The organism is Streptomyces sp. NRRL S-646, assembly GCF_000720765.1.
Classification (GTDB): domain Bacteria; phylum Actinomycetota; class Actinomycetes; order Streptomycetales; family Streptomycetaceae; genus Streptomyces.
On sequence record NZ_JODC01000025.1, the window covers coordinates 36,614 to 54,376 of the forward strand.

Consider the following 17,763-nt stretch of genomic DNA (forward strand, 5'->3'; position numbering starts at 1 on the left):
TCCTCAAGAGCTCCTGTCCTAGGGACGAGCGCTCACTGCGGTGACGGACACGGACAGGTCGTTGTCCCGTGTGTAGTAGGGCCCGGCCTCCACCGGGCCGTACGGCGCGTCCACGCGCATGCGTGGATAGGTGAACACGGGCTTCTTGTCGGCCACGTCGTCGAGCAGCCGCGCGACCCGCACCGCCGGTCCCGCCTCCCCCGCGGGCCGCAGCCACAGGTCCCACAGGCCCGGCTCCAGGGCGCCGTAGACCACCTTGAAGCGGAACTCGGTGCGGTCGGCCAGGACTTCGGTCCGCCGCACCGGGACGGGTGCGTGCCGGCCGCGGAGCTCGGCATGGGCGTCCGGGCCGAGCCCGATGCCGTAGACCCGCCCCGGCACCGTCAACACACCTTGTCTGATGCGCAGTTCGCCCGCCTCGGCGTGCGGGGCGCGCAGCCAGCTGCGGACGGTGAGGTTGCCCTGCCGGGTCGCGTACGGGATGCGGACGGCGACGTGGCCGCGGGAGCCGCTGGGGGTCCGTGCGGCGAGCGAGCGCAGGTCGGTGACGCCGGGTGCCAGGCGGCGCGGATCGCCGGCGTCCACGCGCGCGTAGGCGTCCCAGCGGCCCTCGGGGAGGGCGACGATGCTGGGCAGCGCGGCGCGCAGCCGGCCGTCCGCGGCGGGGGTCAGCGGCAGGTACACCTCGTCGTGGCTGTCGCGGCGGCGCAGCACGAGCAGGGCCGTGGCCGTCTCGCCGACCGCGCGGACGTCGAAGGTCAGGCCGCCCGCGGAGTCGGCGATGCAGTCGGCGCGCAGCGGTGTGGACTGCGGAGCCACCGTCGTCATGCAGTACGGATCCCTTCTCGGCCTGTGCTTCTCGGTCAGACCCGCGAACAGGCGCTTTGGTTGCCCTTTACCCGGACTACGGCCGATACCGGACTACGGCTGGTAGGAGAGCTGCGGCACGTCGAAGCAGTTGCTGCTCATGTCGCCCTGGGACACCCAGCCGCGGCCGTCCTGCCAACGGGCCACCGACAGGCAGGTTCTGCGGTCCTTCGGCGGGTCGGCCAGCCGCTCGAAGGCGACGGGAACCAGCAGCCCGCCCGCGGTGTAGTCCTCGCTGCGGTTCATGAAGGCGTCGACGCACGCGCGCGTGATACCCGTCCGTGCACAGGACTTCGCCGCGTCCGTGAACCACATGGCCGCCGCCCAGCCCTCCAACTGCCACTGGGAGTGCGTCTTCAGGCCCTTGGTGGCGTCCCGGAACCGGCGTACGGCCGCGTTGCCCGTGTCCTCGTAGTTGCGGCTGGAGCCGGTCGCCCAGAGGGCGTTGCGGCAGCGCGGGGAGTCCTTGTAGTCGTCGGGGACGGTGGACGTCCAGTTCTGTACGTTGGTGACCTTCGCGGTGACCTTGGCTCCGACCTCGTCCATCGCCTTGCACAGCTGGGCGTTGCCGTGGGTGTCGATGGCGTCGAAGACCAGGTCGGCGCCCTGCTCCTTCAAGTCGGCCGCGGCGGCACGGAAGTTGGGCAGCGCGAAGTCGACCTGCTCGGTGACCACCTTGTAGCCCTCGGCCTTCAGGCCCTGCTCGACGAGGCGGGCGTAGGCGGCGGACGCGGCCTGGTTGTAGGAGACGACGGCGGCCGTGCGGGCGCCCTTCTCACGCTTGAAGTAGCGGTAGACCTCCGTGCCGCCGTAGAGCTTGCCGTCCCAGCCGGGGGTGCCGTTCCTCGGGGCGAGGCTGCCGTAGATGCCGTAGAGGTGCGGCCAGGTGTCGTAGGCGGCGCCGATGGGCTGGCCGCCGATGTCGGGCACGCGCGCGTGGGAGACGCGGGAGGCGCCCGCGTAGTCCAGGGCGGTGGTGGCGACCAGAGCGACGACCTGGTCCTCGTCGATCAGCCGGTGCACACAGGTGTTGTTGCCGACGCCGCTGCCTCCGTCGTCGCACTCCCGCACCTCGACCGGGTGCCCGTCGATGCCCCCGCGCGCGTTGAGCCGGTCGAAGTAGGCCTTGGCGCCGTCGCGCGGGCCGGTGAAGGTGTCGCCGCCGACCGGGCTGGTGGCGCTGGTGATGATGCCGACGCGGACGGGCGTGCCGCTGCTGGGCGCGGGCGCGTTCGACCGGCCGCCGTGCTCGAAGTCGCTCTCCGGCAGGCGGCTGCCGCAGGCCGTGCCCAGCAGGAGCAGCAGCACGGCGGCGGCCGTCTCAGCAGCCGGGGAGAGCCGACGCCGAGGCATTGCCGCTCATGGCGACCAGTGCGCAGAGGGTGTTGACGGAGACCTTCCAGGTGCCGTTCTGCTGGACGGCCGTCCCGGAGGCGTTCGGCAGGGCGGTGGCGCCCTTCAGGGTCAGGTCGTAGTGCACGGTCGCCTTGGTCGGCGAGGTGAACTCGACCTTCGTCACCTTGGCCTGCACCTGCCCACCGCGCTGGTCACCGCCGAAGGCCCGCAGGACCAGCGCCATCCTGTCCCCGTTCTCCAGGACGGCCAGCTTGTCCTCGGCGGACGTCTTCGGGTCGAAGAACTTCGCCCAGTTCTGCTTGATCTCCTTCGTGGCGGCCGCCGGATCCGCAGGCGCGGTGGCCGGCGCGCTCGTCGTCTTCTCCACGGACGGAGTGGGGGGTGTGCTCGCGCTGCCGCCGCCGTTGTCGTCACTGCACGCCACGAGGACCGGGGCGAAGATGAGAACAAGGGCGGCCGCGAACGCCGTACCCCGTCCCGCCGCCCTTGGGCCGCGCCCCCTGCCCGCGTTCCCCCGCCTGAGGTCGCTCCCGAGAACCATCTGGCTCACCACCGGGTGTCGGTCCGGGCAAGGTGCGCCCGGTGCTTTCAGGGTCAGCTTCCAGGAGGCATAGTGCAAGTCCATTGGCTTACATGGAATAGCGCCAGGCACATGCACAGACTCGCGACTGTGGGAGCCAGCGATGCGGACAGGCCGACTGCGGACCGTGCACCCCGTCCTGTGGGCCGGCTGGGCCGCGCTCGCCGCGGGTGCGGTGCTGTGCGTCGTCGGCTGGTACGGCATCTCCGGTGAGCGTTACGCCGAGCGTCAGCTGCCCTATCTGGCCTCCTGCACGGTCCCCGGCGCCGCGCTGATCATCGCCGGGTCGGTGCTGCTCACCCACGGGCGCAACGCGCTCGCCGCCGCGCGTGTGGAGGAGCTCTACGGTCTCCTGGTCGCCGCCGAGTCCGCCGACGCCGACGAGTCCCGGCAGGCGGCCGCCCTGCCTCTCGCGGTCAGCGGTGACCTGCTGATGGTGCCGGGCGGCACGCTGTGGCACCGCGCGGACTGCCCGCTGGTCTCCGGGAAGGTGGAGGCCGTACCGGTCGACGCGAAACTGCTGCAGAGCGGCGAGCTGGGCCCGTGCCCGATCTGCGAACCCGCCGACGAGACCGACTGAAGTCCTCCCGATGTCCTCCCTGACGTACGACCTCACGCTCGCCGGCCTCTCCGTCGGCAGCGCGGCCGCGCTCACCGGAATCGGCCTGATCGTGACGTACCGCGCGACCGGCGTACTCAACTTCGCGCACGGCGCGATCGCGATGGTGTGCGCGTATGTGCTGCGGCAGTGCGTGGTCGAGTGGGGCTGGCCGCTGTGGCCGGCGGCGACAGTGACACTCGTCGTCCTGGCCCCGGCGATCGGTGTGGCCCTGGAACGGTTCGTCTTCCGGCCGCTCGCCGTCCTGGGCAGCGACCCGGCGCAGACGCTCGTCGCGTCCATCGGTGTCTTTGTGCTGCTGGTCGGCGGGGCCGCGCTGGTGTGGGGGCAGGGGGCGCGGGACGACGCCCCGGAACTGGTGTCGGAGGACCCGTGGGGCCAGCTGGCCGTGGTGCTCGTGCTGGCCGTGGGCGTCGGGGCCGTGATTCGCTGGACGCGGTTCGGGCGGGAGCTGCGGGCCGTGGTCGACGACCGGCAGCTCGCGGTGCTCGGCGGGATCGACGCGGACCGGGTGGCGGCGGCGGGCTGGGCGTTCGGTGCGTTCACGGCGGGCCTGACGGGCGCGCTGCTGGCGCCGTACGTGCGCCTCGACCCGTACGGGCTGCCACTGCTCGTCATGGAGGTGATGGCGGTCGCGGTGGCGGCGCGGATGCGGAACCTGCCGGTGGCCGTCGTCGTGGCGCTGGGCATCGGGATCGCGCAGAGCCAGCTGACGCGGCTGCATCCCTCCGGCTGGGGCGAGCCGCTGCTGCAGGCGGTGGGCGCGAACCTGTTCGTGGTGGCGCTGCTCGTCGCGTCCTTGGTGCTGCCCCGCATCGGCACCCGCGACGCGCTCCCCCGCACGGCCACCGCGCGCGTGCCGACACCGCCGGGGGCATGGATCGTGGCCGTCGTCCTGTTCCTGCTCCCCCTGGGTTTCGCCGGTTCGGACCTGCACACCTCGGTCCAGGTGCCGGCGCTGGGTGTGGTCCTGCTGTCCCTGGTGGTGGTCACCGGCCGGGGCGGTCAGATCTCCCTGGGACAGGCCGCGTACGCGGGCCTGGGTGCCCTGTTCACGGCCCTCCTCGCAGCGGGCCGTTTCCCGGGGCTGCCGCACCTGCCCGAACTGGCCGCCCTGGCAGTGGCGGTCGTCCTGGTCGCTCCCCTGGGCCTGCTGACGGGCTGGCCGGCGATCGGCCGCCAGGGCCTCGCCCTCGCGCTGGCGACGTTCGCGGTGGGCGTCGGCGTGAGCCGCTTCGTGTTCGCGCAGCCGTACGCCACCTCGGGCCTCTCCCTGGACCGCCCGGCGGGCTTCGACGGCGACCGCGCCTACTACGTCCTCGAACTGGCCCTGCTGGCAGTCGCGTTGCTGGCCACGCGGGCGCTGCGCCGAGGCCGCACGGGCCGGGCTCTCGCGGCGATGCGGGACCACGAGTCCGGCGCGTCGGCGGCGGGCGTCCAGGTCCCCTCCCTGAAACTGCTTGCCTTCGTCTCGGGCGCTGCCCTGGCCGCGCTCGGCGGCGGCATGCTCGGCATGGGCCTGCGGGCCTTCGACCCGGGCGCCTACGACCCGGTGCGCGGCCTGCTGTGGTTCGCCGCCGTCGTGGTACTGGGCGCCGACAGCACTCTGGGCGCCCTGGCCGCGGCCGCCCTCCTGGTGGGCCTCGACGCGGGCGCCCGCGGCGGCGTGGCGGCAGCACTGATCGGCGTACTGGCGCTGCTCGTCGGCCGCTTCCCCGGGGGCCCGTACGAGGCGCTGCGGGCGGCCGGGGCGCGACTTCGACTGCGGAGGACGGCGCACCTTACGGCGTTGGGGACGCGGGTGCGCAGGAGGCTACGACCCGCACAGGAAGGGCTCGCATCGCCCCGCCCGGCCCTGGCGGGGGCGACCACGGCGCCGCGTGGCGCTGCATCTGCGCGAATTCGACCGGCAGCCGCCGACGGCGCTCCACCCCCACAGGGGCCACCCGCACCCGACGACGAAAGGGATACGGGTCGTGCGGGTGGGAACACAAACCCGGCCGAAGGCCGGGTGCACCACAACCCACCTGCACCCACCCTCAATGCCCGCCACCTCCACGCCCGCTACGGCGGCTTCACCGCCCTCGACGGCGTCGACCTGGACGTCCCCCCGGGACAGATCACCGCCATCGTCGGCCCCAACGGCGCAGGAAAGAGCACCCTGTTCCACTGCCTGGCAGGCACCCTGCACCCCGCCCACGGCCAAGTGCGCCTGGGCACAAAGAACATCACGCGGCTCGCCGCCCACACCCGCACCCGCCTGGGCATCGCCCGCACCTTCCAACAGCTCGCCGTCTTCGCGTCATTGACCGTCGCCGAGAACGTCCGCGTAGGCGCCGAGCAGGGCCGGGTGCACGACCCCCGAGCCGTGGAGCGCGCCCTTCGGCTGCTGGCGCTCGACGGTCCCGTACGGGCCCTGCCCGCCGCAGATCTCCCCACCGGCACACTGCGCCGCGTAGAACTGGCCCGGGCCCTGGCGGGCAGCCCCCGGGTGCTGCTGCTCGACGAGCCCGCAGCCGGCCTCGACAACATCGAAGTCGCCGCTCTGGCACGGGTGCTGAAGGCCCTGGCGGCCGACGGCACCGCCCTCCTCGTGGTCGAGCACGACCTCGACCTGGTCGCCGACCTCGCGGACGTCGTGCACGTCATGACGGCGGGCCGCATCGTCGCCTCCGGCCCACCCGCGCACGTACTCGACGCCCTCGGCACCGGGGAGGGGGGCGCATGACCATCTCCCTGCGCCACGCGCGCGTGCGTTACGGCCCCCTGGAGGCCCTGCACGGCGTCACCCTGGCCGCCCCCGGCCCGGGCCTCACCGTCCTGCTCGGCCGCAACGGATCCGGCCGTACGACCGCCCTGCGCGCGCTGGCCGGCCTCGTACCGCTGTCCGGCGGCGCGGTGGTGTGGGACGGCGTCGACGTGAGCCGGACACCTGCGTACGAGCGGGCCCGACGGGGCCTGTGTCTGGTTCCCGAGCGGCAGGCCGTGTTCGGCTCCCTCACCGTGCACGAGAACCTCGAACTGGCGGCCAGGGACTACGGCTTCGCCCTGGAGGCCTACCCGCAGCTGGAACCCCTGCTCACGCGTCGCGCCGGCACCCTCTCCGGCGGCGAGCAGCGCATGCTCGCCCTCTCCCGCGCCCTGCTGGCACGCGCACGCGTGCTGCTCGTCGACGAGCCCGCGCAGGGCATGTCGCCCGCGGTCGCGGCCCGCAGCTACGATCTGCTGGGCGCCGTCGACGCATGCGTCGTCATCGCCGAGCAGCGGCTGCCGCCCGGGCTCCAGGACCGGACGGGGGTCATCGTGTACGAACTGCGCCGCGGCGCCGTCGTATTCAGCGGAGAGGCGGGCGAACGGGAGCGTCGTCGGACAGCGGCGGGCCGGCCTCCTCGAAGTCCTGGTACGGCTCCTGGGCGCGGGCCGGGTTCCGCGGGATGAGCAGCTGCGTGCCGACGTTCAGCCGCTTCGGATGCTCGCCGACCATGTCCCTGTTGGCCCGGTACAGCGTCAGCCAGCCGCCGTCGATGCCGTACCGGTCCGCGATCGACACCAGCGTCTCTCCGGCGTGGACGGCGTGCACACGCCCCTGGAGCCGGTAGCGCTGGGAGCAGGCCGGCCAGGTCTCCCACCCCTGGGAGGCCAGCACCTTCTCGGCGACGGCGATCTGCTCCTCGCGGGTGGCGAGATCCGCGCGCGCGGCGTACTTCAGCCCGCCGAAGTACTTCCAGGTGGACTGCCGGAACTGCAGCCCGCCGTAGAAGCCGTTCCCGGTGTTGATGTCCCATCGCCCGCCGCTCTCGCAGTCCGCGATGCAGCCCCAGGGCCAGTGGTCCTTGGCGCAGCTGTAGGACACGCGCACCGGAAGCGCTCCCGGCAGCGGGGGCGGCGGTGCCGCCTGCGCCGTGACGGGGGCGAGGGCGCCGAACAGGGCGGCGGCCAGCGCGAGTGCGAGCTGCGTACGGTGCATGCGGAACATCGGGCCACCGTAAGCAGTGGGCGGCCTGCGACCGCTCCGGCGCGTCCGGTGGGCCGAAGGGCCCCACCCGGTCGGACGACCGGGCGGGGCCCACTCGGTGAGGGGGAGCTGCTCAGAGGTCGAGCTGCTGCCCGGGCACGATCACATCGGGGTCGGGGCCGATGACGGCCTTGTTGGCGGCGTACAGCCGCTGCCAGGTGGTCCCGTGCCGGGCGGCGATCCTGCTCAGGGTGTCGCCCGCGCGGACGGTGTAGTCGCCGCGGGAGGCACCGCGCGCAGTGTGGCCCGTCGAACGTGTCGGCGTCTTCGACGGCTTCGACTTGACGACCGATGAGGACTTGGTGGTGACGGAACCGGAGGAGGCAGCGGGTGCGCTGCCGGACGCTCCGGCCCGTGCCGAACAGACCGGCCAGGCGCCCCAACCCTGGGCGTGCTGGACCTTGGTGGCCACGGAGATCTGCTGTTCCCTGGAGGCCCCGGCGGCCGTCGGCGCATAGGCCGTGCCGCCGTACGCGCGCCAGGTGCCGGCGGAGAACTGCAGCCCGCCGTAGTAGCCGTTGCCGGTGTTGATGTGCCAGTTGCCGCCGCTCTCGCACCGGGCGATGCGGTCCCACACCCCGCCGTCCGCCGCCGCGGCGTTGCCGGTCGCGGCCAGCAGCCCGAGCGGGGCGAGCAGTGCCGCCCCGGCGAGGAGCGCCGTCGTACGGGTCCTGCGGACGTTGTCACGGGTGGTATCGGCACACTCGGACATGTAATTCCCTCTCGAAACACCCGGGCTCCCCCAAGGCGGGGCGCGCTCACGGCACATGGACCGGTCGCCGCGCTCCGCCCCGTCCGCCGGTGATCGCGTCGTGCTGGTACTGCTGGCTGGTGCGGTCGGCGGACGTTCCCGAGCGGTGCTCGTTGCACACGGCGGAGGAATCTAAGGAGCCTGTCGAGGCGTCAGCAACCAACTGCTTGTCATTCCAGGCCAGTTCGCCGTTACCGCGGGTATCGGCATTTTCCGGCCACCCACTTAATTCGCCGATTTCACGATTTGTCGACCAAGGGGCCCGAGGATCTGTGACTCACTTCACGCAACCAACTTCCTTGGGTTTCCAAGGAATTGACGGTGAGTGCCCGATTCCGCACCTGCGGTGACCCTGTGCGGTGGATGGTTCGATTCCGTTCGTCCTGGAGCGTGACTCCCGCCACAGATCGCCCGTTGTCTCCTTCATGAGCCCGGGACCCGCCCGGTTCACACTTCCCGAGGGGAGCCACCCGTGCCGCGCATGCTCGACGTCAGCGACGAGGTACGCGCCGAGATCGGCGACGAAGAGGCCGACCGGCTGCTCGCCGGAGAGAACGCCCCCGGCAGCTACGACTGCACCTCCTGCCGCACCCCGGGCGACTCCGAACAGGAGCGCACCAGCACCGTCCTGTTCGTCGGCGAGGAGACCGCCGTCCTCGCCTTCGCCCACGCCACCTGCCTGCCCTCGCAGGTCGTCCAGGTCACCGAGGAGCAGCTCCGGGGCGCCGTGCGGTCCATCTCCGGGGACACCGTGGACCTGGACCCCGACCAGGTCGTCCCCGAGCAGGCCGTGCTCGGTGTGACCAGCGGACTCGTCCTGATCGCCGGAGAGTTGCACCCGGCGCTGGTCGTCGAGCCGACCGGGCCCATCGTGCGGCCGGGCACGACCGGGCTCGGCGACGACTTCCTGCCGCTGCTGATCGAGCAGGGGTTCATGCCGCTCATGGAGCTGTCCGAGGTGCCGCCCGTGCTGCACGGCTGGTCGGTGCTGCTCGCCATGGGCCAGCTGCACGCCGTACTGCAGCCCGGCACGAACGGCGGGCAGCCGGTGGCGTGGTGGCAGGCGCATCAGCCGCTGCAGGTGACCGACGGCTGGCGGGCCGCCGCCAACAAGCATCAGCAGGTGCTCATGTTCGCCGCACCGGTGGGGTCCATCGGGCGTCAGCCCCGGGAGGACCTGCTGAGGGACGCGCTGGACAAGGCGGCGGCCAACGGGCAGCTGGTCGGCGTCGCCATGCCGCTCGCGGGGACGTGAGAACACCCAAAGAGGCGGATACCAACCGCATCCCTTGAACTTCGGGGTCGTTTGGACATACGTGCACGCATACGACATTCCCCGCCGCCAGTCCTACCAGCCGATTCCCTCCGCCCGCTCGGCCCAGGACATTTCGGGCAGCCACTCGGCCACGCCCATCTACGACGCGCTCTGGTCCGAGTACGTCAAGTCCTTCCGCACGCTGCCGGGTGACCGCAGTGGCGAGGAGAACCTGGGGTTCACCGCCTTCGGGAACATTCCGACCAGTGCGGAGCCGCACGGAGGTCACCGGCCGGGGTCGTTCAGCAGCTCGTACAGCGCCTACAGCGCCGGGGCGTACAGCGCCCGGCAGCAGTCGCAGTGGCAGCGCGTGCCGGCCGCACTGCCACCCGGTCCGCGCGGCGTTCGCTGAGACGGCTGAGACAGCCGGCACATGGGGGAGGGCGGTCCCGATCGGGACCGCCCTCCCCCATGTCTCGCCTACTTCTTCTTGTTGCCGCGCTTCTCGCGCACCCGCACCGAGATATGGATCGGCGTCCCCTCGAAGCCGAACTCCTCGCGCAGCCGGCGCTCGATGAAGCGCCGGTAGCCCGCCTCGATGAACCCGGAGGCGAACAGCACGAACCGCGGGGGCTTGGTGCCGGCCTGGGTACCGAAGAGGATGCGGGGCTGCTTGCCGCCGCGGATCGGGTGCGGGTGGGCGGCGACCAGCTCGCCCAGGAAGGCGTTCAGACGGCCCGTCGGGACGCGGGTCTCCCAGCCCGCCAGCGCGGTCTCGATCGCCGGGACCAGCTTCTCCATGTGGCGGCCGGTGCGGGCGGAGACGTTCACCCGGGGCGCCCAGGCGACCTGACCGAACTCGGTCTCGATCTCCCGCTCCAGGTAGTAGCGGCGCTCCTCGTCGAGGGTGTCCCACTTGTTGTAGGCGATGACGATCGCGCGGCCCGCGTCGACGGCCATGGTGACGATCCGCTGGTCCTGGACCGAGATGGACTCGGAGCCGTCGATCAGGATGACCGCGACCTCGGCCTTCTCCACGGCGGCGGCGGTACGCAGCGAGGCGTAGTAGTCGGCGCCCTGCTGGAGGTGGACCCGCTTGCGGATACCGGCGGTGTCGACGAACTTCCAGGTGACACCGCCGAGTTCGATCAGCTCGTCGACCGGGTCACGGGTGGTGCCGGCCATCTCGTTGACGACGACCCGCTCCTCGCCGGCCACCTTGTTCAGCAGCGAGGACTTGCCGACGTTCGGGCGGCCGATCAGCGCGATCCGGCGGGGGCCGCCGATCCCGGCGCCGCCGAAGGTCTGCTCGGGCGCCTCCGGCAGGGCCTCCAGGACGGCGTCCAGCATGTCGCCGGTGCCCCGGCCGTGCAGCGCGGAGACGGGGTGCGGCTCGCCGAGGCCCAGGGACCACAGGTACGCCGCGTCGGACTCTCCGCTCAGGCCGTCGACCTTGTTGGCGGCCAGCACCACGGGCTTTCCGGCCTTGCGCAGCAGTCGTACGACCGCCTCGTCGGTGTCGGTGGCGCCCACCTTGGCGTCCACGACGAACACGACGGCGTCGGCGGCCTCGATCGCGTACTCGGCCTGCGCGGCCACGGAGGCGTCGATACCGAGGACGTCCTGCTCCCAGCCGCCGGTGTCGACGACCTTGAAGCGGCGGCCCGACCACTCGGCCTCGTAGGTGACGCGGTCGCGGGTGACGCCGGGCTTGTCCTCCACGACTGCCTCGCGCCGCCCGATGATGCGGTTCACGAGAGTCGATTTGCCGACATTCGGGCGGCCGACGACGGCGAGGACGGGCAGCGGGCCGTGACCGGCCTCTTCGATGGCACCCTCGACGTCCTCGAGGTCGAAGCCCTCTTCCGCGGCGAGCTCCATGAAGTCCGCGTACTCGGCGTCGCCAAGTGCTCCGTGGTCGTGCTCCTCGCCCGAGCCGTCGGAGTGGATGTGGTCGTTCATGAAGTCCGTACCTCGTCGTTCATCGTGGTGCGGTGGAACATCCGGCTTCTTCCGGCTGGTCCACTACTCATAGTGTCGCCTGGCGACCGGTCAGTCGCCTGGCGTTTTCCAGGTGTGCGGTGAGCTGCTTCTGGATGCGTTCGGTCGCCTCGTCGAGCGCCTTGCGCGTGCGCCGTCCGCTGCCGTCGCCCGCCTCGAAGGGGTCGCCGAAGACGACGTCTATACGGCTGCGCAGCGGAGGCAGCCCCTTTATCAACCGACCCGGCCGCTCCGAACTTCCCAGTACGGCGACCGGGACGACCGGTGCTCCACTGCGTACGGCGAAGTAGGCGAGGCCGGCGCGCAGCGAGGCGAAGTCGCCCTCGCCGCGAGTGCCCTCCGGGAAGATGCCGAGGACTCCGCCGGCCGACAGGACGTCCAGGGCCTGCGTGATCGCCCCGCGGTCGGCGACCGAGCGGTCCACCTTCAGCTGGCCGATGCCCAGCAGGAACGGGTCGAGCGGGCCGATGAACGCCTCTTTCTTGATCAGGAAGTGCGTCGGCCGGGGCGCCACGCCCATGACCATCGGTCCGTCGATGTTGTGGGAGTGGTTGACGGCGAAGATCACCGGGCCGGTGGCGGGTACCTTCCAGGAGCCCAGCACCCGCGGCTTCCACAGCCCGTACATCAGGCCGACGCCGATCCGCCGCCCGACCTCGGCGCCTTTCTCGGACGGGACGGCTTTCCCGGAAGGGACGGAGGGTGCGGTCACTTCCCGGCCCGCTTCTCCTCGACGAGGGTGACGACGCACTCGATGACCTGCGCGAGGGTGAGGTCGGTGGTGTCCACCTCGACGGCGTCGTCCGCCTTGGCGAGCGGCGAGGTCTTACGGCTGGAGTCGGCGGCGTCGCGCTTGATCAGCGCCTCACGGGTGGCGTGCACGTCGGCACCCTTGAGCTCACCGCTGCGGCGGGCGGCGCGGGCCTCCGGCGAGGCGGTGAGGAAGATCTTCAGGTCGGCGTCGGGCAGCACGGTCGTACCGATGTCACGGCCCTCGACGACGATGCCGTGCTCCGCGGAGGTGGCCAGCGAGCGCTGCAGCTCGGTGATCCGGGCGCGCACCTCGGGCACCGCGCTGACCGCGCTGACCTTGGAGCTGACCTCCTGGGTGCGGATCGGGCCGGACACGTCGGTGCCGTCGACCTCGATGGTCGGGTTGGCCGGGTCCGTGCCGGAGACGATCTCGGCCTTGCCCGCCACGGCGGCGATCGCGGAGGCGTCGTCGATGTCGATCCCGTTGTTCACCATCCACCAGGTGATCGCCCGGTACTGGGCACCGGTGTCCAAGTAGCTCAGACCGAGCTGCGCGGCGACGGCCTTCGACGTGCTCGACTTGCCCGTGCCGGCCGGGCCGTCGATGGCGACAATCACGGGCTTGGCGACGCCGTTTTCCACGGGGGGACACCTTCCTGGTGCGGTGTGGTGGGTAGGTGGGGCCGCGATCGTGCCCTGAACAAGGTTACTGGCTCGCCGGAACCCTTCTTACAGGCGGATGATCCCGGGGATCACTGTGCAGGGGTGCGGTTGGTCACTGCCGGATCGCCCACCCTCGCTCCCGCAGGGCCGCCGTGAGGACCGGTGCCGTCTGCGGCTCCACCATCAGCTGGACCAGACCCGCCTGCTGGCCGGTCGCATGCTCGATGCGTACGTCCTCGATGTTGACCCCAGCCCGGCCCGCGTCGGCGAAGATCCGCGCCAGCTGGCCCGGCTGGTCGTCGATGAGGACGGCCACGACCTCGTACGCCCGTGGAGCGGACCCGTGCTTGCCGGGGACCCGCACCTGGCCGGCGTTCCCGCGCCGCAGGACGTCCTCGATGCCCAGGACGCCCTCACCGCGCTTGGCCTCGTCGGAGGACTGCAGGGACCGCAGTGCCTGCACCGTCTCGTCCAGGTCGGCGGCGACGTCGGAGAGCAGGTCGGCGACCGGGCCGGGGTTCGCGGAGAGGATGTCGATCCACATCCGGGGGTCGGAGGCGGCGATCCGGGTCACGTCGCGGATGCCCTGACCGCACAGTCGTACGGCCGCCTCCTCGGCGTTCTCCAGGCGCGCGGCGACCATGCTGGAGACGAGGTGCGGCATGTGCGAGACCAGCGCCACCGCGCGGTCGTGGGCGTCGGCGTCCATGACGACCGGGACGGCCCGGCAGTGCGAGACCAGCTCCAGGGCGAGGTTCAGCACCTCGGTGTCGGTGTCCCGGGTCGGCGTCAGCACCCAGGGGCGGCCCTCGAAGAGGTCACCGGTCGCCGCCAGCGGGCCGGACTTCTCGCGGCCCGACATGGGGTGGGTGCCGATGTACGCGGACAGGTCCAGGCCCAGCGCCTCCAGCTCGCGGCGCGGGCCGCCCTTGACGCTGGCCACGTCGAGGTAGCCGCGGGCCGCACCCCGGCGCATGGCGTCGGCCAGCACCCCGGCCACATGGGCGGGAGGCGCGGCGACGATCGCGAGGTCGACCGGCCCGCCGGGGGCCTCGTCGGTGCCGGCGCCGAGCGCGGCGGCCGTACGGGCCTGCTCGGGGTCGTGGTCGGCGAGGTGGACGACGACGCCCCGCTGGGACAGGGCGATGGCGGCGGACGTACCGATGAGCCCGGTGCCGATGACGAGCGCGGTTCTCACTGGGCGATGTCCTTGCGCAGGGCGGCCGCGGCGCCGAGGTAGACATGGGCGATGTCGGCGCGGGAGCGGTCCGACTCGATGTGCGCCAGGACGCGCACGACGCGCGGCATGGCGCCCGCGATGTCCAGTTCCTGGGCGCAGATCAGCGGTACGTCGACGATGCCGAGCTTGCGGGCGGCGGCCGCCGGGAAGTCGCTGTGCAGATCGGGTGTGGCCGTGAACCAGATGCTGATCAGGTCGTCGGCGGTCAGGGCGTTCCGCTCGAGGATGGCGGTGAGCAGGGCCCCGACCTGCTCGTCCATATGCCCGGCCTCGTCCCGTTCCAGTTGGACGGCTCCCCGGACCGCTCGTACCGCCACGGCTCTGCTCCTCGCTGATGTACGGATCGGTTTCCTCGACCATCCAGCCTAGTCAGCCCGCGGCGGGCGGGTGCGCGACGCCCGCCCGCTGAGACGGCGGCTCCGATGCCCTGCCAATGTCACTGAATCGCCCCAATTTCGCTACTTGGGATGGCTCGCCCCTGTGCGCCTCTTTACGTCGGGGCCGCCGGTCCGCTCTGATGGCAGGACACTCGCCTCGGGGGAGGCCCGTATGAAGCGCCCTGGACCGCTGCTCACCCTGCTCGCGGGACTGCTGCTCGGCCTGTTCATGCTGTCGCTGAACGCGACGACGGGGACGAAGAGCGCCTCGTCCACGTACAAGGAGAAGTCGCCCGGCGTCACGGCCTCGCCGACTCCCTCCAGGACCACCACGTCGCCCAGTCCGTCGCCGTCGCGGGCGGCCGCGCCCCAGGGCGTCTACACCGGCCGTACCGACGACGACTCGTCCGCCGTGGCGGTCTCGCTGCGCGGAGGCAAGGCGATCGCGTACTTCTGCGACGGCCACAACATCGAGTCGTGGCTGAAGGGCACGGTGAAGGACGACGGCAGCCTGCGCCTGACCGGTGACCACGGAGCGAAGCTGAACGGCGCGGTGCGGGGCAAGCAGATCCGGGGCGCGGCCGAGGTCGGCGGCGGGCACTACGCCTTCACCATCGACAAGGCGAAGAAGCCGTCCGGGATCTACCGGGCGAACAGCCAGGTCGCCGGCGCCAGGATCGCCGGCGGCTGGATCGTCCTGCCGGGCGGCAAGCAGGTCGGCATCGTCACCCGCGACGGAGCGCCCTCGGCCGCGCCGGCCATCGACCCCGAGACGGGCGCGGTGACGGTCGACGGACAGCGGCTGACGGCACAACCCGTAACTCCTTAATCCTCCTGACCTGGGAGACGACACCATGACCGTCGACCCGAACGCCGCGACCCAGAGCTTCCCGCCTTCCGGACCCGCCCATCGTGCCCCGGGCCCCGCCCGCTATCTCGTCCCGGCCCTGGTCGCCGCCGCGGTGGCCGTCGGCCTCGGCGTGTACGGCAAGGTCCACGACCCCACCGGGACGGCCTTCAACCTGGCCGGGTTCAGCAGCACGGGCGCGGTGAAGTCGTGGCTGGCGTCGACCGCGTTCTTCTTCGCGCTCGTACAGCTGGTCAGCGCGTTCATGGTGTACGGCAAGCTGCCGGGCCCGCGCTGGGCGTCGGCGCTGCACCGCTGGTCGGGCCGGATCGCGTTCCTGGTGGCGGTCCCGGTCGCCGTGCACTGCCTGTACGCGCTGGGCTACCAGACCTACGAAACGCGCGTGATGTGGCACTCTGCCCTGGGTTGCTTCTTCTTCGGTGCCTTCAGTGCCAAGATGCTGCTGCTTCGCTCTCAGCGGCTCCCCGGCTGGCTGCTGCCGCTCGTCGGCGGGCTGGTCTTCACCGTTCTCACCCTCATCTGGCTGACGTCCGCCCTCTGGTTCTTCCGCACGTTCGGAGTGACGACATGACCCACCGCTCGACGCGGCGCACGGTTCTCCTCGCGACGGGCGCGGCGACGCTCGCCGCGGGCTGCAGCAAGTACGGCGACAACAGCGACTCCGGATCCTCCGCGAACGCCTCCGGCGGACAGGAACTGGCGAAGACCTCCGAGATCCCCGTCGGCGGCGGCAAGATCTTCAAGGACGAGAAGGTCGTGGTCACCCAGCCGAAGAAGGACGAGTTCAAGGCCTTCTCGGCGATCTGCACCCACCAGGGCTGCACCGTCGGCACGGTCTCGAACGGCATCATCGAATGCCCGTGCCACCACAGCAAGTACCGCATCGCCGACGGCTCGGTGGCCGGCGGCCCGGCACCGAAGCCGCTGCCCGCGGAGCAGATCAAGGTGGAGGGAAATTCGATCCGCCTGGCGTGAGGCGCCGCGTACGCTCCGGGACATGCTTCCCGAGATCCTGGTGCGCGACCACACGGTCTACGCCTGCGTGATGGGTTCGCGCGCCTTCGGTCTGGCGACGGACGGCAGCGACACCGACCGCAGGGGCGTGTTCGTGGCCCCCACTCCCCTGTTCTGGCGCTTCGACAAGCCGCCGACGCATGTCGAGGGCCCGGCCGAGGAGCAGTTCGGCTGGGAGCTGGAGCGCTTCTGCGAGCTCGCCCTGCGCGCCAACCCGAACATCCTGGAGTGCCTGCACTCCCCGCTCGTGGAGTACGTCGACGACACCGGCCGCGAACTCCTCGCGCTGCGCGGGGCGTTCCTCTCCCGCCGGGCCCACGAGACGTTCACGCGCTATGCCCTGGGCCAGCGCAAGAAGCTGGAGGCGGATGTCCGCACGCACGGCGCCCCGCGCTGGAAGCACGCCATGCACCTGCTGCGCCTGCTGATGAGCTCCCGCGACCTGCTGCGCACGGGTGCCCTCAGCATCGACGTGGGCGACCGGCGCGAGCCCCTCCTGGCCGTGAAGCGCGGCGAGGTCCCGTGGCCGGAGGTCGAGTCCTGGATGAACCGCCTGGCCGCGGAGGCCGACGAGGCATCGCGTCACAGTCCCCTCCCCGAGGAGCCGGACCGGGCCCGCGTCGAGGCCTTCCTCGTCCGCGTCCGCCGCGCCTCAGCGCTCCAGCCGGATGCGTATGACGAAGTCGTGCAGGGCGTCGTACACGGTCGGGGCATCGGGTAGCGCCGAGGTCTCCTGCGCCGCGTCGAGCACGCCGTGCAGATGCTCGACGTCCGCCTGCACGCGCGCGTGGTCGACATCGGCACCCCCGTGTTCCTGCTCCGCCTTCGCCGCGATCAGCTCCGGCAGGTAGGCGGGGGCGTCCGACTCCGCCAGCAGCGTGGGCAGATGGGCCTGCACCTCGCCGCTGCGCATCAGGTGGATGCCGGTGAGCAGGACCCGGAAGGTGTACAGCAGCGGCTTGAGCTCACCGGTCTTCTCGAAGAGCCGCCACTGAGTGTTGGCGAACCCCCTGTAGTGGTGGGCGTGATGACCGGTGAGCACGCCGGGCGCGAGCGCGGCCAGCTCGCCGTGCGCGTCGGTGGTGTGCACGACCAGGGGCGAGAGCAGCTGCTCCAGCACATAGCCGTTGCGGCGCAGCATCAGCCGTACGAACTTGCGCAGGTCGTGCGTGACGAGGTCCAGTTCGACGCCGTCCCGGTCCCACATCCGGGACCGGGTCTCGTCCGGCTCCCGCAACCCCAGCAGGTCCGCCGTGGGCAGCAGGTGCACGCCCCGCAGGTCCACGTCCGAGTCGCGCGACGGGAAGCCGTAGAGGTGTGCGCCGGAGACGGTCGCGAACAGCACCGGGTCGGGCTGTTCGGCGACCACCGGCGTCAGGTCGAGGTCCAGTGCGTCGATCATGG

The 17,763-nt window shown here is 71.8% G+C and carries 20 protein-coding genes; 9 read left to right on the forward strand and 11 right to left on the reverse strand.

The features are described 5' to 3' along the window. Nucleotides 1-18: 18 nt before the first annotated feature. The 3 genes from IH68_RS0142890 to IH68_RS0142900 form a co-directional block, all read right to left on the reverse strand. Nucleotides 19-828, reverse strand: a complete 810-nt coding sequence (locus IH68_RS0142890) for a hypothetical protein (protein ID WP_030947459.1) — start codon at nucleotides 826-828, stop codon at nucleotides 19-21. A 93-nt stretch (nucleotides 829-921) separates the two neighbouring features. Beyond that, a complete protein-coding gene (locus IH68_RS0142895) occupies nucleotides 922-2,220 on the reverse strand; it encodes an ABC transporter substrate-binding protein (RefSeq protein ID WP_030947461.1) in 1,299 nt (432 codons plus the stop codon). Beyond that, nucleotides 2,189-2,764 carry a hypothetical protein gene (locus IH68_RS0142900; RefSeq protein ID WP_030947462.1) on the reverse strand — a complete coding sequence of 192 codons (576 nt, stop codon included), beginning with the start codon at nucleotides 2,762-2,764 and terminating at the stop codon, nucleotides 2,189-2,191. The genes IH68_RS0142895 and IH68_RS0142900 overlap by 32 nt, the downstream gene beginning before the upstream one ends. Before the next feature lie 142 nt (nucleotides 2,765-2,906). Here IH68_RS0142900 and IH68_RS0142905 point away from each other — a divergent pair, with 142 nt between their 5' ends. The 3 genes from IH68_RS0142905 to IH68_RS0142915 are packed head-to-tail and all read left to right on the forward strand — an operon-like array spanning nucleotide 2,907 to nucleotide 6,860. Continuing rightward, a complete protein-coding gene (locus IH68_RS0142905; RefSeq protein WP_030947465.1) occupies nucleotides 2,907-3,383 on the forward strand; it encodes a hypothetical protein in 477 nt (158 codons plus the stop codon). A gap of 10 nt (nucleotides 3,384-3,393) precedes the next feature. Next, nucleotides 3,394-6,150 carry an ABC transporter permease subunit gene (locus tag IH68_RS0142910; RefSeq protein ID WP_030947467.1) on the forward strand — a complete coding sequence of 919 codons (2,757 nt, stop codon included), beginning with the start codon at nucleotides 3,394-3,396 and terminating at the stop codon, nucleotides 6,148-6,150. Beyond that, entirely contained in the window at nucleotides 6,147-6,860 is a 714-nt protein-coding gene (locus tag IH68_RS0142915; protein WP_030947469.1) for an ATP-binding cassette domain-containing protein, read from the forward strand. The genes IH68_RS0142910 and IH68_RS0142915 overlap by 4 nt, the downstream gene beginning before the upstream one ends. On the opposite strand, the gene IH68_RS0142920 is transcribed toward IH68_RS0142915, so the two are convergent. Both IH68_RS0142920 and IH68_RS0142925 read right to left on the reverse strand, forming a co-directional pair. Next, on the reverse strand, nucleotides 6,757-7,398 hold the full coding sequence (locus IH68_RS0142920) for a transglycosylase family protein (RefSeq protein WP_037886205.1): 642 nt from the start codon (nucleotides 7,396-7,398) through the stop codon (nucleotides 6,757-6,759). The two genes, IH68_RS0142915 and IH68_RS0142920, sit on opposite strands and share 104 nt — an antisense overlap. A gap of 112 nt (nucleotides 7,399-7,510) precedes the next feature. Beyond that, nucleotides 7,511-8,149, reverse strand: coding sequence for a transglycosylase family protein (locus IH68_RS0142925; RefSeq protein WP_030947478.1), 639 nt, complete (start codon nucleotides 8,147-8,149; stop codon nucleotides 7,511-7,513). A 511-nt stretch (nucleotides 8,150-8,660) separates the two neighbouring features. Between IH68_RS0142925 and IH68_RS0142930 the strand changes: the two genes are divergently transcribed. Together IH68_RS0142930 and IH68_RS0142935 are read left to right on the forward strand one after the other, a co-directional pair. Further along, entirely contained in the window at nucleotides 8,661-9,443 is a 783-nt protein-coding gene (locus IH68_RS0142930) for a hypothetical protein (protein WP_030947481.1), read from the forward strand. A gap of 61 nt (nucleotides 9,444-9,504) precedes the next feature. Next, nucleotides 9,505-9,855 carry a hypothetical protein gene (locus tag IH68_RS0142935; RefSeq protein WP_030947484.1) on the forward strand — a complete coding sequence of 117 codons (351 nt, stop codon included), beginning with the start codon at nucleotides 9,505-9,507 and terminating at the stop codon, nucleotides 9,853-9,855. Between the two features lie 68 nt (nucleotides 9,856-9,923). Here IH68_RS0142935 and der read toward each other — a convergent pair whose 3' ends face one another. From der to aroH, 5 genes are all read right to left on the reverse strand, one after another. Then, entirely contained in the window at nucleotides 9,924-11,405 is a 1,482-nt protein-coding gene (der, locus tag IH68_RS0142940) for a ribosome biogenesis GTPase Der (protein WP_030947488.1), read from the reverse strand. Between the two features lie 67 nt (nucleotides 11,406-11,472). Further along, complete coding sequence (locus tag IH68_RS0142945; protein ID WP_199931984.1) at nucleotides 11,473-12,195, reverse strand: lysophospholipid acyltransferase family protein; 723 nt, start codon at nucleotides 12,193-12,195, stop codon at nucleotides 11,473-11,475. Continuing rightward, nucleotides 12,153-12,839 (reverse strand): (d)CMP kinase, encoded by a 687-nt coding sequence (cmk, locus tag IH68_RS0142950; protein WP_030947492.1) that lies wholly within the window; start codon nucleotides 12,837-12,839, stop codon nucleotides 12,153-12,155. Before cmk ends, IH68_RS0142945 begins: the two co-directional genes overlap by 43 nt. 133 nt (nucleotides 12,840-12,972) lie before the next feature. Further along, nucleotides 12,973-14,058, reverse strand: coding sequence for a prephenate dehydrogenase (locus IH68_RS0142955; RefSeq protein WP_030947493.1), 1,086 nt, complete (start codon nucleotides 14,056-14,058; stop codon nucleotides 12,973-12,975). Continuing rightward, nucleotides 14,055-14,417 (reverse strand): chorismate mutase, encoded by a 363-nt coding sequence (gene aroH / locus IH68_RS0142960; protein ID WP_030947495.1) that lies wholly within the window; start codon nucleotides 14,415-14,417, stop codon nucleotides 14,055-14,057. The genes IH68_RS0142955 and aroH overlap by 4 nt, the downstream gene beginning before the upstream one ends. A 232-nt stretch (nucleotides 14,418-14,649) precedes the next feature. Between aroH and IH68_RS0142965 the strand changes: the two genes are divergently transcribed. Genes IH68_RS0142965 through IH68_RS0142980 form a run of 4 tightly spaced genes read left to right on the forward strand, consistent with a single transcriptional unit; the run spans nucleotide 14,650 to nucleotide 17,080 of the window. Further along, nucleotides 14,650-15,306 carry a hypothetical protein gene (locus IH68_RS0142965; protein ID WP_030947498.1) on the forward strand — a complete coding sequence of 219 codons (657 nt, stop codon included), beginning with the start codon at nucleotides 14,650-14,652 and terminating at the stop codon, nucleotides 15,304-15,306. A gap of 25 nt (nucleotides 15,307-15,331) precedes the next feature. Then, entirely contained in the window at nucleotides 15,332-15,916 is a 585-nt protein-coding gene (locus tag IH68_RS0142970) for a DUF6529 family protein (RefSeq protein ID WP_030947501.1), read from the forward strand. Then, nucleotides 15,913-16,320, forward strand: coding sequence for a Rieske (2Fe-2S) protein (locus IH68_RS0142975; protein WP_030947503.1), 408 nt, complete (start codon nucleotides 15,913-15,915; stop codon nucleotides 16,318-16,320). The genes IH68_RS0142970 and IH68_RS0142975 overlap by 4 nt, the downstream gene beginning before the upstream one ends. Nucleotides 16,321-16,342: 22 nt before the next feature. Next, nucleotides 16,343-17,080, forward strand: coding sequence for a DNA polymerase beta superfamily protein (locus IH68_RS0142980; protein WP_030947506.1), 738 nt, complete (start codon nucleotides 16,343-16,345; stop codon nucleotides 17,078-17,080). Here IH68_RS0142980 and IH68_RS0142985 read toward each other — a convergent pair. Next, complete coding sequence (locus IH68_RS0142985; RefSeq protein ID WP_030947508.1) at nucleotides 17,012-17,761, reverse strand: DNA polymerase beta superfamily protein; 750 nt, start codon at nucleotides 17,759-17,761, stop codon at nucleotides 17,012-17,014. The genes IH68_RS0142980 and IH68_RS0142985 overlap by 69 nt on opposite strands. Nucleotides 17,762-17,763: the final 2 nt, after the last annotated feature.

Excerpts from the sequence above, each read along its gene's own strand:
- IH68_RS0142895 (WP_030947461.1), bottom strand. The coding sequence starts at position 2,220 with ATGCCTCGGCGTCGGCTCTCCCCGGCTGCTGAGACGGCCGCCGCCGTG.
- IH68_RS0142975 (WP_030947503.1), top strand. The coding sequence starts at position 15,913 with ATGACCCACCGCTCGACGCGGCGCACGGTTCTCCTCGCGACGGGCGCG.
- IH68_RS0142925 (WP_030947478.1), bottom strand. The coding sequence starts at position 8,149 with ATGTCCGAGTGTGCCGATACCACCCGTGACAACGTCCGCAGGACCCGT.
- der (WP_030947488.1), bottom strand. The coding sequence starts at position 11,405 with ATGAACGACCACATCCACTCCGACGGCTCGGGCGAGGAGCACGACCAC.
- IH68_RS0142905 (WP_030947465.1), top strand. The coding sequence starts at position 2,907 with ATGCGGACAGGCCGACTGCGGACCGTGCACCCCGTCCTGTGGGCCGGC.
- IH68_RS0142915 (WP_030947469.1), top strand. The coding sequence starts at position 6,147 with ATGACCATCTCCCTGCGCCACGCGCGCGTGCGTTACGGCCCCCTGGAG.
- IH68_RS0142965 (WP_030947498.1), top strand. The coding sequence starts at position 14,650 with ATGAAGCGCCCTGGACCGCTGCTCACCCTGCTCGCGGGACTGCTGCTC.
- IH68_RS0142910 (WP_030947467.1), top strand. The coding sequence starts at position 3,394 with ATGTCCTCCCTGACGTACGACCTCACGCTCGCCGGCCTCTCCGTCGGC.
- IH68_RS0142970 (WP_030947501.1), top strand. The coding sequence starts at position 15,332 with ATGACCGTCGACCCGAACGCCGCGACCCAGAGCTTCCCGCCTTCCGGA.
- IH68_RS0142985 (WP_030947508.1), bottom strand. The coding sequence starts at position 17,761 with ATGATCGACGCACTGGACCTCGACCTGACGCCGGTGGTCGCCGAACAG.
- IH68_RS0142890 (WP_030947459.1), bottom strand. The coding sequence starts at position 828 with ATGACGACGGTGGCTCCGCAGTCCACACCGCTGCGCGCCGACTGCATC.
- IH68_RS0142920 (WP_037886205.1), bottom strand. The coding sequence starts at position 7,398 with ATGTTCCGCATGCACCGTACGCAGCTCGCACTCGCGCTGGCCGCCGCC.
- IH68_RS0142900 (WP_030947462.1), bottom strand. The coding sequence starts at position 2,764 with ATGGTTCTCGGGAGCGACCTCAGGCGGGGGAACGCGGGCAGGGGGCGC.
- IH68_RS0142980 (WP_030947506.1), top strand. The coding sequence starts at position 16,343 with ATGCTTCCCGAGATCCTGGTGCGCGACCACACGGTCTACGCCTGCGTG.